Genomic DNA, 13,943 nt, shown 5'->3' on the forward strand with positions numbered 1-13,943 from the left:
GGAGAATCGCGCCCCGCCCTGGAGGAACCGATGACCGAGCCCGTGCAACTGCCCCGCAATGACCTGAACCTGATCTGGATCGACATGGAGATGACCGGTCTCGACCCGATGACCGATCGGGTGATCGAGATCGCGGTGGTCGTCACCGACGCCCAGCTGACCGTGCGCGTCGAAGGCCCGGTGATCGCGGTGCACCAGAGCGACGAGGTGCTCGACCGCATGGACGCCTGGAACCGTGGCACCCACGGCAAGAGCGGCCTGACCGAGCGCGTCAAGGCCTCGACCATCGGCGAGGATCAGGCGCAGGATCAGATGATCGAGTTCCTGAAGCAGTACGTCAGCAAGAAGACCTCGCCGATGTGCGGCAACAGCATCTGCCAGGACCGCCGCTTCATGGCCAACTACATGCCCCGGCTGGAAGAGTTCTTCCACTACCGCAACCTCGACGTGTCGACGCTCAAGGAGCTGGCGCGGCGCTGGAAGCCGGAGATCATGGACGGCTTCAAGAAGCACCAGAAGCACACCGCGCTGGCCGACATCCACGAGTCGATCGACGAGCTGCTGTACTACCGCCAGCATCTGCTGACGGTCTGAATCCCGAGGGCTGGCCTCAGCCGCGGTGCGAGGCGGCCACCTTCTTCAGCAGCTCCATCAGCATCGCGCGCTCGGCGGGGCTGAGCACGTCGTCGAGGCTCATCTCGATCAGCCGCGCGGTGTCGCTGCCCTGCCGGGCCAGCTCGGCACCGGCGTCGGTCAGCAGCACGTGCTGCGAGCGGCCGTCGGTGTCGCTGCGCACGCGGTTGATCAGGCCGCGCTCCTGCAGGCGGTCGAGCAGGATGGTGAGCTTGGGCGCGGTCAGTACCAGCGTCTGCGCCAGCTGCTTGGGCGTGACCTGCTCGTTGGCCTGCAGCAGCAGCAGCAGCGAATATTCGACCGGCCGCAGGTCGAGCGGATCGCCGACGTGCCGCATGAACAGGGCGTGGGTGGTGATCTGCGCGCGCACCACCTGGTAACCGACGATCTCGCCCAAGACGCCCTCGTCCAGTCCGTGGCGGGAGGATGAATTCTTTTTCGACATGCCCGTCAGGCTAACACCCAGGGCAGCGGCCGCTGCCACTGGCGCAGCCGCATCCAGCGTCCGGCTTGATCGTCCATCAGCCAGGTGAGGCCAAAGCGCGACAGCTCGCGCTTGCGCTGCGCCGCGCGTGGGTCGGGGTGGCGCTCGGCGCAGCGCGCCATGCGCGCCCAGGCCCAGGCCAGCAGCGCGTGGCCGAGGCCGTGCAGCGCGTCGTCGGCGACCGCCAGCACGGCCTGCGCGTCGTGGGCGCGGGCGGCGTGCAGGTCGATGCCGGCCAGGCGGATCGCGGCGATCTGCTCGCGCAAGGCGGCGGCCTCGATCGCCAGATCCGCGCGCGCCTCGCAGGCGGCTGCCTCGGCTTCCATCTCGTCGAGCAGCGCCTCGATGCGCCGCGGCGTGTCGAGCCACTTGCGCATCACCAGGTCGATCGCCTGGATCTGATTCGTGCCCTCGTAGATCATCGCGATGCGGCTGTCGCGCACCTGCTGCTCGATGCCGTATTCGTGCACGTAGCCGTAACCGCCGAACACGCCCAGCGCATCGTCGGCGCCGCGGTGGCCGAGATCGGTCAGAAACGCCTTGGCGACCGGCGTCAGCAGCGCCACCAGATCGGCGGCGCGCGCGCGCTGCGCGGGCTCGGGGTGCTGTTCGGATTCATCGAGCAGCAGGCCGATCCAGCCGGCCAGCACGCGCGCGCCTTCGGTCTGCGCCTGCAGCGTCAGCAGGATGCGGCGCATGGCCGGGTGCCAGACGATCGGGTCCGGCCCGCCGCTCGCTCCACCGGATGGCATGGCATCGGCCGGCCGGCCGGGTGCGCGCAACTGCACGCGTTCCTGCGCGTAGGCCAGCGCCTTCTGCGTCGCGCCTTCGAGGTGCGCCAGCCCCTGCATCGCCACGTGCAGCCGGGCCGAATTCATCATCAGGAACATCGCCGCGAGCCCCGTGCCCGGCTCGCCGAGCAGCCAGCCGGTGGCGCGCTCGAAGCGCATCTGGCTGGTCGAGCTGCCGTGGATGCCCATCTTGTGTTCGATGCCGTCGCACCAGGCCGCGTTGCGCGTGCCGTCGGGCAGGAACTTGGGTACCAGGATCAGGCTCAGGCCCTTGGTGCCGGCCGGTGCATCGGGCAGGCGGGCCAGCACCAGGTGCACGATGTTGGCGGTCATGTCCTGATCGCCGCCGGAGATGAAGATCTTGTTGCCGCTCACCGCCACGCGCGAGCCGCTGGTCAGCGTGCCGTCGAGCGGCTCGGCCTTGCTGCGGATCAGGCCCAGGTCGCTGCCGGCCTGCGGCTCGGTCAGGTTCATCGTCGCCAGCCACTCGCCGCTGACCACTTTCGACAGATAACGCTCGCGCAGCTCGGGTGTCGCGGTCGCCTTGATCGCCTCGTAGGCGCCGTGCAGCAGGCCGGGGTACATCGTCCAGGCGTGGTTGGCGGCGATGAGCATCTCGAACAGCGCCGCATTCAGCAGCTGCGGCAGGCCCTGGCCGCCGACCGCCGGGTCACACGCCAGCGCCGGCCAGCCGCCGTCGACAAACGCTTGCCAGGCGGCCGGATAACCGTCGGGCGTGCGCACCGTGCCGCCGTCGTCGGGGCTCCAGCGGCAACCTTGCCGATCGCCCGGGCCGTTCAGCGGCGCGATCACCTCGGCGGCGAAGCGCCCGCCTTGTGCCAGCACCTCGGCCGCGGTCTCGGCATCCAGATCGGCAAACGCCGGCTGCGCGCGCCACGAGGCTGGTGCATCAAGCACCTGTTCGATCACGAAACGCCAGTCTTCGAGCGGGGGGGTGTAGGTCGTCATGGTGAACTTCCGGGTGACGGGGTCTGCATGCGGCGGCCCGTGCCGACCCGTGTCCGCACGCCGTCCGGCGTGATGGAACGTGATGGAACGCGGCGCTCAGGCCGCGGCTTTTTTCTGCGCGCCGAGGTAGGTTTCGATCACCCGCGCGTCGACCGCCAGCTCGCTGGCCGGCCCTTCGAGCGCGATCGAGCCGGTTTCGAGCACGTAGCCGTAATCGGCCACCTCGAGCGCGGCGCGGGCGTTCTGCTCGATCAGCAGGATGCTGACGCCGGTCGAGCGCAGCGTGGAGATGATGCGGAAGATCTCGCGCACGATCAGCGGCGCCAGCCCCAGGCTGGGTTCGTCGAGCATCAGCAGCTTGGGCCGGCTCATCAGCGCGCGGCCGACCGCCAGCATCTGCCGCTCGCCGCCCGACAGCGTGCCCGACAGTTGCAGGCGGCGCTCCTTCATGCGCGGGAACAGCGTGTAGACCTCGTCGAGCGTGTCGCGCCACTGGGCGTTGCGCAGCCGCATCTGGCGGAAGCCGCCGAGCACCAGGTTGTCCTCGACCGTCATGCTCGAGAACAGCTCGCGCTTTTCGGGCACCAGCGCCAGGCCCATCATCACGCGCTCTTCGAGCGTGGTGTTGGCGAGGCTCTGGCCGTCGAACATCAGCTGGCCGCGTGCCGGCAGCACGCCCATCAGCGCGTTCAGCGTGGTCGACTTGCCGGCGCCATTGGGGCCGATCACGGTGACGACCTGGCCTTTGGCGAGGCGCAGATTCAGGCCCGACAGCACCTCGGCGCGGCCGTAGCCGGCGTGCAGGTCTTTGACGGACAGCAGATCTTGTGGCGTGTTCATCAGTGTTCCGTCCCGAGGTAAGCGGCGCGCACTTGCGGGCTCTCTTGAACCTCCAGCGGCGTGCCTTCGACCAGCTTGGTGCCGAACTCCATCACCACGATGCGGTCGGTCAGGTTCATCACGAAGTCCATGTCGTGTTCGACCAGCAGGATGCTCATGCCTTCGGCCTTGAGCTGCTTGAGCACCTCGGCCAGCGCCTGCTTTTCCTTGTGGCGCAGGCCGGCGGCGGGCTCGTCCAGCAGCAGCAGCGCCGGGTCGGTGCACAGCGCGCGGGCGATCTCCATCAGCCGCGCCGGGCCCAGTGCCAGGTTGCCGGCCAGCTCGTGCATCTGCGCGCCCATGCCGATGCGCTGCAGCTGGCGTTCGGCCTCGGCGAACAGGCCGCGTTCTTCGTCGCGGTCGAGCCGCAGCATCGCCGCCAGCACGCCCTTCTTGCTGCGCAGGTAGCCGCCGAGCGCGACGTTCTCCAGCACCGTCATGTCGGGCAGCATCTTGACGTGCTGGAAGGTGCGCGACATGCCGCGCCGGGCGATCTCGCGCGAGCTGTGCCCGCCGACCTTCTGGCCGCGGAACAGCACCTCGCCGCGGGTCAGCCCCAGCACGCCGGTGATCAGGTTGAAGGTGGTCGACTTGCCGGCGCCGTTGGGCCCGATCAGGCCCATGATCTCGCCGGCCCGGATCGAGAAGCTGACGTCGTTGACCGCCACCAGCCCGCCGAACTGCTTGCGCACCGCCTGCACGTCGAGCAGCAGCTCGCCAGGTTGGGGCTTGTCGCGCTCGGGCAGCGGGGCGGCGCCATCCCAGTCGCGCACGCGTTGGCTCGACGGCAGCCAGCGTGCGCCGAGCCGCTCGATGAAGGGCCACAGGCCTTGCGGCGCGTACTTCAGCACCACCACCAGCACGATGCCGAAGACGATGATCTCGTAGTTGCCGCTGCCGCCGATCAGCCGGGGCAGCAGCACCTGCAGCTGGTCTTCGAGCAGCTTGACCACCGCCGCGCCGGTGAAGGCGCCCCAGACGTTGCCGATGCCGCCCAGCACCGCCATGAACAGGTACTCGATGCCCTTGCTGAGCGCAAACGGCGACGGGTTGACGGTGCGCTGCAGGTGCGCAAAGAGCCAGCCCGAGAGGGAGGCCAGGATCGCCGCCAGCACGAACGCCAGCACCTTGTAGCGGTAGGTCGAGATGCCCATCGCCTCGGCCATCGTCACGCCGCCCTTGAGCGCACGGATGGCGCGGCCGCTGCGCGAATCGAGCAGACGGATCACCGCCACCGCGCTGAGCAGCGCGACGATCCAGATCAGGTAGAAGTAGCTGCGCCCCGAGGCCAGGCTGAAGCCGAACAGGCTCATCGCCGGCACGCCCAGGATGCCGTCGTACTTGCCGAGGAACTCCATGTTCGACATCGAGTAGTACAGCGACAGCGCCCAGGCGATCGTCGCCAGCGGCAGGTAGTGGCCCGACATGCGCAGGGTGATCGCGGCCAGCACCAGCGCGGTGATCACCGTGATGCCGACACCGATGAACACCGTCAGCCACGGCGACATCGCCCACTGCGTGGTGAGGTAGGCGGTGGTGTAGGCGCCCAGGCCGACAAACGCCGCCTGGCCGAACGAGGTCAGCCCCGACACGCCGGTCAGCAGCACCAGGCCGAGCGAGACGATGGCGTACAGGCCGATGTAGTTGAGCTGGGTGATCCAGAACTCGGGCACCGGCAGCTGCGGCAGCAATGCCGTCAGGACCACCAGTGCGATGAACAGGCGCGAGCGGGTCATCAACATCTCACTCTTCCTCGGTGTGCGGATCGCGCAGGCTGCGCCACAACAGCACCGGCAGGATCGAGGTGAACACGATCACCTCCTTGAAGGAACTGGCCCAGAACGAGCCGAAGGACTCGAGCACGCCCACCCCGAGCGCGCCGACCATCGCCAGCGGATAGCTCGACAGCCCGGCAAACACCGCGGCGACGAAGCCTTTGAGGCCGATCAGGAAACCGCTGTCGTAGAAGATCGTGGTGGTCGGTCCGATCAGCAGGCCCGACAGCGCGCCGATGAAGGCCGCCATCGTGAAGCTGAGCCGGCCCGCGCCGGTGGTCTTGATGCCCATCAGCCGCGCGCCCAGGCGATTCACCGCGGTGGCGCGCAGCGCCTTGCCGTACAGCGAGCGCTCGAAGAACAGCCACAGCATCACGATCAGCGCGCCCGAGGCCAGGAAGATGATCAGCGTCTGGCCGCTCAGCATCAGCGGGCCGGCGGCGAAACGCTCGTCCCAGAAGCTCGGGTTGCGGAAACCCTCGGCGCCGAAGAACAGCAGACCCAGGCCGGTCAGCGCGAAGTGCACGCCCACCGACACGATCAGCAGCACCAGCACGGTGGCATCGGCCAGCGATTCATAGGCCAGCCGATACAGCAGCGAGCCCATCGGCGTGACGATCGCCAGCGTCAGCAGCGCCTGCAGCAGCAGCGGCAGCTGCTGCGGCGCCGCCCAGCCCGCCAGCAGCGAGATCGCTACCGGATAGGCCAGCGTGGCCAGCACCGCGCCGGCCAGCTTGGCCGCCGGCAGGCGGCGGCGCAGGCCGTGGAACAGCTCGGTCGCCGCAGCCAGCCCCGCCATGATCAGCAGAAGCCAGACCGTGCCGGGCACCTGGCCCATCTGCAGCATGGCGAGCGTGAGCGCGCCGAAGGCCACGAACTCGCCCTGCGGGATGAAGATCACCCGTGTCACGGCGAACAGCAGCACCGTGGCCATCGCCAGCAGCGCGTAGATCGCGCCGTTGGTGAAACCATCGAGTGCCAGGATGCTGGCGATCGAGAAGTCCATGGTGTTATTCGACCTTCCAGTCGCCGTTGACCACCTTCAGGATCACGCCGGTCTCGGTCGTGAAGCCCCAGTGGTTGTCCTTCGTGTAGTTCAGCACGCCGTGCGCGACGACCGTGCGGCCCATCGTCTCGGTGGCTTCCTTCAGCGCGGCGCGGAATTCCTTGGTGCCCGGCTTGGCCTTCTTGAGCGCCATCGGCACGATCTTCTCCAGCACCACGGCGGCGTCATACGCGTGGCCGGCGAACTGGTTGCGCGAGCCGGCGCCGTAGGCCTTCTCGTACTTCTGCACGAACTCGAGCGCGATCTTCTTGGACGGATGGGCGTCGCTCAGCTGCTCGGCCACCACCGCCGGGCCTGAGACCACGAACGCGCCTTCGACGTCCTTGCCGCCGATGCGCATCAGGTCGCGGGTGGCGGCGGCGTGGGTCTGGTAGATCTTGCCCTTGAAGCCGCGTTCGACGATCGCCTTGTGCGGCATCGCCGCGCCCGAGCCGGAGGCCACGATCAGCATCGCGTCCGGGTTGGCCGAAACCAGCTTGAGCGCCTGGCCGGTCACGGCGGTGTCGCTGCGGGCGAAGCGCTCGGTGGCGACGATCTTGATCGGCAGCCCCATCGCGGTGGCTTCGGCCTGGAAGTCCTTCAGCCAGCTCTCGCCGTAGGCGTCGGTGTAGCCGAGGAAGCCGACCGTCTTCACGCCCAGCTTGCTCATGTGCTTGAGCATGGCGTGCGACATCACGGCGTTGGATTGCGGCAGGCGGAAGGCCCAGCCGTCCTTGCCGGCCTGCAGCACCGCGGGCGACAGCATGAAGTGCGGCGTGCCCGATTCGGCCACCGTGTCGGCCATCGCCAGCGCCGCCGGCGTGGCCACCGAGCCGACCACCAGGTCGACCTTGTCGTCGCTGACGAAGCGCTTGGCGTTCTGCACCGCCTTGGTCGGGTCGGTTGCGTCGTCGAGCACGACGACGTTGAGCTTCTCGCCGCCGATGTGGGTCGGCCAGAGCTTGACGCCGTTGTTGGCCGGGATGCCCAGGCCGCTGGCCGGGCCGGTCAGCGGCAGGCTCACGCCGATGGTGATGTCGGCCAGCGCGGCGGTGCCGCTCAGGGTCAGCAGCGCGGCGGCGGCGATCTGTTTGAACACGGTTTTCATCTTGTCTCCTCGGGTGGCGGCAATGTGCCGGTGAAAGGCCAGGGTGGCTATTGGTGTATTTCCGACCGATCGGTCGAATTTGTTGCGTTGGCTCAACATGCGCGGCCGCTTGCCGTGGCTGACGAGCCGGTGATCGGGCATCAGCGCGGCGCCAGGCGCAGTGCGCCGTCGAGCCGGATCACCTCGCCGTTGAGGTGGCCGTTGATCACCACGTGGGCAGCCAGCGCCGCAAATTCTTCCGGGTGGCCGAGCCGCTTCGGGAACGGGATCGAGGCCGCCAGCGACTGCTGCACCGCCTCGGGCAGTTCCTTCATCAGCGGCGTGGCGAACAGCCCCGGCGCCAGCGTGACCACGCGCACGCCCCACTGCGCCAGGTCACGCGCCAGCGGCAGCGTCAGGCTGACCACGCCGCCCTTGGACGCCGCGTAGGCCTCCTGGCCGACCTGGCCGTCGTAGGCCGCGACCGAAGCGGTGTTGACCATCACGCCGCGTTCGCCGTCGGCGAGCGGTTCGAGGCCGACCATGCGTGCGGCGGCGAGCCGGATCATGTTGTAGGTGCCGATCAGGTTGACGCGCACCACGCGCTCGAAGTCTTCGAGCGGCGCCGGGCTGCCGTCGCGGCCGACGATGCGCTTGGCCCCGCCGATGCCGGCGATGTTCATCAGGATGCGTGCCGGGCCGTGGGCGGCTTGCGCTGCATCGAGCGCGGCGGTGACGCTGGCGCTGTCGGTGATGTCGCAGCGCATCGCCACGCCACCGATCTCGGCCGCGACGGCTTGCGCGCCGGCCTCGTTGACGTCGAGCACCGCCACGCGGGCGCCCAGCCGTGCCAGTTCACGCGCCACCGCGGCGCCGAGCCCCGATCCGCCGCCGGTCACGAGTGCGGCTTGTCCCTGAATCTGCATGGTGTCTGTCCTCAGTTCTTGTTGGGCAGGATCACGAACGGGTCGCTCTCGCGGCCTTCGTAGAGCGCGTCGACCAGCGCGGCGCGGTGTTGCAGCACCGCGCGCTGGTTGATCGAGCCCTTGTCGGTGATTTCGCCCTTGTCGATCGACGGCGGCTCGGCCAGCACGTGCAGGCGGGCGACGCGGTTGGCGCTGCCGGTGCCGGCGCGCCACAGCTTGTCGGCCAGCGCCTGGAAGAACGCGCGCACCGTCGGGTGGTGCAGCACCTCGGGCGCGGGCGTGCTGGCGGGCAGGCCGGCCAGGCGGCGGCATTCGTCCAGGCGCGGGATCAGCAGCAGGCCGAGTTCGTCGCGGTTCAGGCCGGTGACGACGGCGTCCTGCACGCACGGATCACCGGCGGCGACCACGCGGCCACGCAGCGGGCCGACGCTGACGAAGGTGCCGGTCGAGAGCTTGAAGTCCTCGGCGATGCGACCGTCGAACACCAGGCCGCGGTTCGGGTGTGCCTCGTCGACGAACTTGACCGCGTCGCCGGTGCAGTAGAAACCTTCGGCGTCGAAGGCCTCGGCGGTCTGCTCGGGCGCGCGCCAGTAGCCGGGCATGACGTGCGGGCCGCGGAAGCGGACCTCGACCTTGTCCCACGGCCCGTCGCCGGTGGGCACCAGCTTGACCTCGCAGCCGGGTGCCGGCAGGCCGATCTGGCCCGATCGCACGTCGGTGCCGAGCGCGAACACGCAGGCCGGCGCGGTTTCGGTCATGCCCAGGCTGGTGATCATGCGCACGCGCTCGCCCACCGTGGCCTGGCCGTGTGCTTCGAGCTTGTCCCAGATCGCCTGCGACAGGCCGGCGCCGGCGTACATGAACAGGTTGACGCGCTCGAACAGGCGCTCGCGCAGGGCGGCATCGCTGTCCATCGCGGTGGCGATTTCCTCGTAGCCCTTGGGCACGTTGAAGTAGACGGTGGGCGAGATCTCGCGCAGGTTGCGCAGGGTTTCGGCGATGCCGGCGGGCGTCGGCTTGCCCTCGTCGATGTAGAGCGTGCCGCCGTTGTAGAGCGCGATGCCGACGTTGTGGTTGCCGCCGAAGGTGTGGTTCCACGGCAGCCAGTCGACCAGCACCGGCGGCTGCTCGGCCAGGAAGGCCAGGCACTGGCGGATCATCTGCTGGTTGGCGCAGAGCATCCGGTGCGTGTTGATCACGCCCTTGGGCTGCTTGGTCGAGCCGGAGGTGAACAGGAACTTGGCGATGGTGTCGGGGCCGACGGCATCGTGTGCCGCCGCACCGCTGGCGCCGGGCGTCGTTTCGAGCAGGGTCGTGAAGGGCGTGACGGCGCGGCCGTCGAGCGTGCCTTCGGTCAGCACCACCTCGACATCGGTGCCGACGCAGGCGGCGATGGCGCGGCCATACGCCGGCCCGCTGGCGAACACCAGACCGGGTTTCAGCGTGTCGAGGATGTGGCGCAGCTTGCCGAAATCCTGCGAGACCAGCGAGTACGCGGCCGAGATCGGCGCGTAGGCGATGCCGGCCCACATCGCACCGAGCGCCAGGCTCATGTGTTCGAGGTCGTTGTCCGACAGGATCACCACCGGCCGCTCGGCGCTCAGGCCGCGATCGGTCAGCGCCTGGCCGACCGACTGCGCGCGCTGCAGCATCTCGCGGTAGCTGACGCGCTGCCAGTCGCCGCGGCTGCCGTCGGCGAGACGCTCGCGGCGGGCGACGAAGGTGCGGTCGGGCGCCTGCTCGGCCCACTGCACCAGTGCGTCGGTGATGCGCTCGGGAAACCAGCGCAAGGCTTCGGTCGAGCGCAGCACGCGGCTGCCGTCCGGGCGCACTTCGAGCGTGGCTTCGAGAGCACCGCCGACCTGGGTCGGCCTGTAGATCGCTTCACTCATGACTTCACCACCTTGCCGGCGCGTTTTTCGAGGAAGGCGCGCAGGCGGTCCTGCGCGTCGGGGGTGCTTTCGGCCACCGCGGCCATCAGCGATTCGGTGAACAGGCCGTCGCTCATCGACTGGTCGGCGATGCGCGGCAGCGCGTGCATCACGGCGTAGTTCGACAGCGGCGCGTTGGTGGCGATGCGCTGGGCCAGCGCGATGGCGCGGTCGACCGAGGTGCCTTGCGGCACCAGGTACTGCGCCAGGCCCGCGGCCACGCCCTCGGCGGCGTCGTAGACGCGGCCGGTCAGCATCAGGTCGGTCATGCGCGCCACGCCCATCAGGCGCGGGATGCGCACCGAGCCGCCGCCGCCCACGAAGATGCCGCGCTGGCCTTCGGGCAGCGCGAAGTAGGTGCTTTCGTCGGCCACCCGCACGTGGCAGGCCGACGCCAGCTCCAGCCCGCCGCCGACCACCGCGCCGTGCAGCGCGGCCACCACCGGCACTTGGCCGAACTGGATCAGGTCGAAGGCGGCGTGCCACATGCGCGAATGCTTGACGCCCGAGCCGATGTCGCGCTCGACCAGCTCCGACAGGTCGAGGCCGGCGCAGAAGTGCTCGCCCGCGCCGCTGATCACCGCCGCGGCCACGCCGTCGGGCAGGTTGACGAAGGCGGTGTGCAGTTGCTGGATCAGCGTGTCCGACAGCGCGTTGCGCTTGGCCGGGCGGTTGATGCAGATGTGCAGCACCTTGCCGTTGCAGCTGATCTGCAGCAGATCGAGCGCGGCCAGCAGGCCGGTGACGGGGGCGAACGGGGCGTTGGAGGGCTGGGTCATGTGCGTGATCGGCTGGGCTTATTTAGTTGCGAAATATAAGTAAATCGTGGCCCGCATCGATCCATGTAAACCCGGATATTTGTGTAATAACGAGTCGTGATTGAGGGTTAACCCTGGATCGAGGCTGCTTATTTACTTTCAAAATGCAATCATCTTGAAGGGCCCCATCATGAACACCGACGACCTCATCGCGATCGACACCCACACCCACCTCGAGGTGTCGTGCCGCAACCCCTTCGACGCCTACGGCGAGGAGTACGACCGCGCCGCCGACAAGTACTTCCGCTCCAGCCGCCGGCCGACGATGCAGGAGACCATCGACTTCTACCGCGAGAAGAAGATCGGCTTCGTCAACTTCACCGTCGACGCCGAGTCGCAGATGGGCCGCCAGCGCATCAGCAACGAGGAGATCGCCGACGCCGCGATGGCCAATCCGGACATCATGATTGCCTTCGGCAGCATCGACCCGCACAAAGGCAAGATGGGCGGGCGCGAGGCGCGCCGGCTGGTCGAGAGCCACGGCGTCAAGGGTTTCAAGTTCCACCCCACGGTGCAGGGGTTCGAGCCGGCCGACAAGATGGCCTGGCCGATCTACGAGGTGATCAACGAGCACAAGCTGCCGGCGATCTTCCACAGCGGCCACTCGGGCATCGGCTCGGGCATGCGTTGCGGCGGCGGCCTGCGGCTGCAGAACAGCAATCCGATGCTGCTCGAAGACGTGGCGATCGCCTTCCCCGACATGCAGATCGTCATCGCCCACCCGAGCTGGCCGTGGCAGGACGAGGCGCTGTCGCTGGCGATGCACAAGCCCAACATCTGGATCGACCTGTCGGGCTGGAGCCCGAAGTACTTCCCGCAGCAGCTGGTGCAGTACGCCAACACCTTGTTGCGCGACCGCATCCTGTTCGGCAGCGACTACCCGCTGATCACGCCCGACCGCTGGATGAAGGACTTCACCGAGGCCGGCTTCAAGCCCGAGGTGCAGCCGCTGATCCTCAAGGAAAACGCCAAGCGGCTGCTGCGGCTGGCCTGAGCCAGGCCTGAACACGCAGCGCTCCGCGCTGGAGCAGGGTTGACCGCACGAGCGTGCGCTGCTCGGGGTTGACCCGCGGCCGCAGCCGGTTTCAAGGCGCTGTCGAGGGCGCTGAGCGTGTCTCGGGGCCGGGCATGTGCATTGCGTTGTGGCAGGTCACCGGGGCGATGTCGCCCCCACAACGGAGCCTCCGATGACCCTTGTTCGCCCCGCCCTGATGGGCCTGTTCGCCGCCGCCTGCCTGACCACCGGTGCAGCCCAGGCCGCCGACGGCCTGACGGTCTACAACCAGAACTGCGCGATGTGCCACGTGCCCGGCCTGGCCAACGCGCCCAAGTTCGGCGACAAGGAGGCCTGGACGCCTCGCGTCAAGACCGGCCGCGACGCCTTGCTGCAGGCGGCGATCAAGGGCAAGGGCGCGATGCCGCCCAAGGGTGGCAACCCCAAGCTGAGCGACGACGAGATCGGCGCCGCGCTTGATCACATGCTGGTGGCGGTGAAGTAAGCGCCTTTCACGCGCCCATGAAAAAACGCGGCCTCGAAGCCGCGTTTTTTGTTTCCCAAGCTCGTTGACAACGCTGGCGTGCCGAGCGCCGGGCCGCCCCAAGCCGGCACGCACCCCCGCGGGGGGTGGTCACGCGTACCCGCGTGACCGGGGGCTGTCATCTACTGCTCGGCAAAGGCCCGCTCGATCACGAAGTCGCCCGGGGTGGTGGTGCTGCCTTCGGTGAAATGGCGCTCCTCGAGCATGTGCTTCAGGTCGCGCAGCATCGCCGGGCTGCCGCAGATCATGGCGCGGTCGCGCGCCGGGTCGAGTGCGGGCAGGCCGAAGTCGTTCCAGAGCCGGCCGTCGTTGATCAGGTCGGTGATGCGGCCCTGGCGCTCGAAGGGCTCGCGCGTGACGGTCGGGCAGTACAGCAGCTTGCCGTTGACCAGCTCGCCGAGGAACTCGTGCTCGGGCAGCTCGCGCTTGATCAGGTCCTGGTAGGCCAGTTCGGCCACCTCGCGGCAGCCGTGCACCAGGATCACCTTCTCGAAGCGCTCGTAGGTGTCGGGGTCGCGGATGATGCTCAGGAACGGCGCCAGGCCGGTGCCGGTGCCGAACAGGTAGAGGTTCTTGCCGGGGTTGAGGTAGTCGATCAGCAGCGTGCCGGTGGGCTTGCGACCCACGATCACCTTGTCGCCCACCTTCAGGTGCTGCAGCCGCGAGGTCAGCGGGCCGTCGGGCACCTTGATGCTGAAGAACTCGAGCTCTTCTTCGTAGTTGGCGCTGGCCACGCTGTAGGCACGCAGCAGCGGCTTGCCGTTGACCGGCAGGCCGATCATCACGAAATGGCCGTTCGAGAACCGGAACGCCGGATCGCGGGTGGTCTTGAAGCTGAACAACCGGTCGGTCCAGTGGTGGACGGACGTGACGGTTTCTTCGTTGAATGGTTTCATCGCAGCGGGCGGTGACAGGGACGGGCGGGGCGCTGGCGGATTCGACGGGGCCCTGGAACCATCGCAGCCGCAGCCGGCTGAGCAGGACGGGCCTGCCTGACCGGTCGAGGGTCATCGATGCAACGGGCCGCCATGAAGATTCATGGCAGGGCCGACGATTGCACAACCCTA

At 68.5% G+C, this 13,943-nt stretch carries 13 protein-coding genes; 3 read left to right on the forward strand and 10 right to left on the reverse strand.

The window, feature by feature from the left end:
• Positions 1-30 precede the first annotated feature (30 nt).
• A complete protein-coding gene (gene orn, locus LCHO_RS04910; RefSeq protein WP_012346018.1) occupies positions 31-594 on the forward strand; it encodes an oligoribonuclease in 564 nt (187 codons plus the stop codon).
• Between the two features lie 16 nt (positions 595-610).
• Here the strand turns inward: orn and LCHO_RS04915 are convergent, their stop codons facing one another.
• From LCHO_RS04915 to LCHO_RS04955, 9 genes are all read right to left on the reverse strand, one after another.
• On the reverse strand, positions 611-1,030 hold the full coding sequence (locus tag LCHO_RS04915; RefSeq protein ID WP_043703876.1) for a MarR family winged helix-turn-helix transcriptional regulator: 420 nt from the start codon (positions 1,028-1,030) through the stop codon (positions 611-613).
• A gap of 53 nt (positions 1,031-1,083) precedes the next feature.
• Positions 1,084-2,877 carry an acyl-CoA dehydrogenase family protein gene (locus LCHO_RS04920; RefSeq protein ID WP_012346020.1) on the reverse strand — a complete coding sequence of 598 codons (1,794 nt, stop codon included), beginning with the start codon at positions 2,875-2,877 and terminating at the stop codon, positions 1,084-1,086.
• Positions 2,878-2,973: 96 nt separating this feature from the next.
• Positions 2,974-3,717: an ABC transporter ATP-binding protein gene (locus LCHO_RS04925; protein ID WP_012346021.1), complete on the reverse strand. Its 744-nt coding sequence runs from the start codon at positions 3,715-3,717 to the stop codon at positions 2,974-2,976.
• Entirely contained in the window at positions 3,717-5,498 is a 1,782-nt protein-coding gene (locus tag LCHO_RS04930; protein WP_012346022.1) for a branched-chain amino acid ABC transporter ATP-binding protein/permease, read from the reverse strand. The genes LCHO_RS04925 and LCHO_RS04930 overlap by 1 nt, the downstream gene beginning before the upstream one ends.
• Position 5,499: 1 nt before the next feature.
• Positions 5,500-6,537: a branched-chain amino acid ABC transporter permease gene (locus tag LCHO_RS04935; protein ID WP_012346023.1), complete on the reverse strand. Its 1,038-nt coding sequence runs from the start codon at positions 6,535-6,537 to the stop codon at positions 5,500-5,502.
• Positions 6,538-6,541: 4 nt separating this feature from the next.
• Positions 6,542-7,684 carry an ABC transporter substrate-binding protein gene (locus LCHO_RS04940; protein ID WP_012346024.1) on the reverse strand — a complete coding sequence of 381 codons (1,143 nt, stop codon included), beginning with the start codon at positions 7,682-7,684 and terminating at the stop codon, positions 6,542-6,544.
• A gap of 140 nt (positions 7,685-7,824) precedes the next feature.
• A complete protein-coding gene (locus LCHO_RS04945; protein ID WP_012346025.1) occupies positions 7,825-8,589 on the reverse strand; it encodes an SDR family NAD(P)-dependent oxidoreductase in 765 nt (254 codons plus the stop codon).
• 11 nt (positions 8,590-8,600) lie between these two features.
• The gene (locus LCHO_RS04950; protein ID WP_012346026.1) at positions 8,601-10,481 is read right to left on the reverse strand and encodes a feruloyl-CoA synthase; all 1,881 of its coding nucleotides are present in this window, start codon (positions 10,479-10,481) and stop codon (positions 8,601-8,603) included.
• A complete protein-coding gene (locus LCHO_RS04955; RefSeq protein ID WP_012346027.1) occupies positions 10,478-11,299 on the reverse strand; it encodes a crotonase/enoyl-CoA hydratase family protein in 822 nt (273 codons plus the stop codon). The genes LCHO_RS04950 and LCHO_RS04955 overlap by 4 nt, the downstream gene beginning before the upstream one ends.
• Positions 11,300-11,468: 169 nt before the next feature.
• On the opposite strand from LCHO_RS04955, the gene LCHO_RS04960 reads away from it, so the two are divergent.
• Together LCHO_RS04960 and LCHO_RS04965 are read left to right on the forward strand one after the other, a co-directional pair.
• Positions 11,469-12,332: a 4-hydroxyphenyl-beta-ketoacyl-CoA hydrolase gene (locus LCHO_RS04960; RefSeq protein ID WP_012346028.1), complete on the forward strand. Its 864-nt coding sequence runs from the start codon at positions 11,469-11,471 to the stop codon at positions 12,330-12,332.
• Positions 12,333-12,525: 193 nt separating this feature from the next.
• A complete protein-coding gene (locus LCHO_RS04965) occupies positions 12,526-12,837 on the forward strand; it encodes a c-type cytochrome (RefSeq protein ID WP_012346029.1) in 312 nt (103 codons plus the stop codon).
• A gap of 161 nt (positions 12,838-12,998) precedes the next feature.
• Here the strand turns inward: LCHO_RS04965 and LCHO_RS04970 are convergent, their stop codons facing one another.
• Positions 12,999-13,772: a ferredoxin--NADP reductase gene (locus tag LCHO_RS04970; protein ID WP_012346030.1), complete on the reverse strand. Its 774-nt coding sequence runs from the start codon at positions 13,770-13,772 to the stop codon at positions 12,999-13,001.
• Positions 13,773-13,943: the final 171 nt, after the last annotated feature.

This window comes from Leptothrix cholodnii SP-6, assembly GCF_000019785.1.
GTDB classification, from domain to species: Bacteria; Pseudomonadota; Gammaproteobacteria; order Burkholderiales; family Burkholderiaceae_C; genus Sphaerotilus; species Sphaerotilus cholodnii.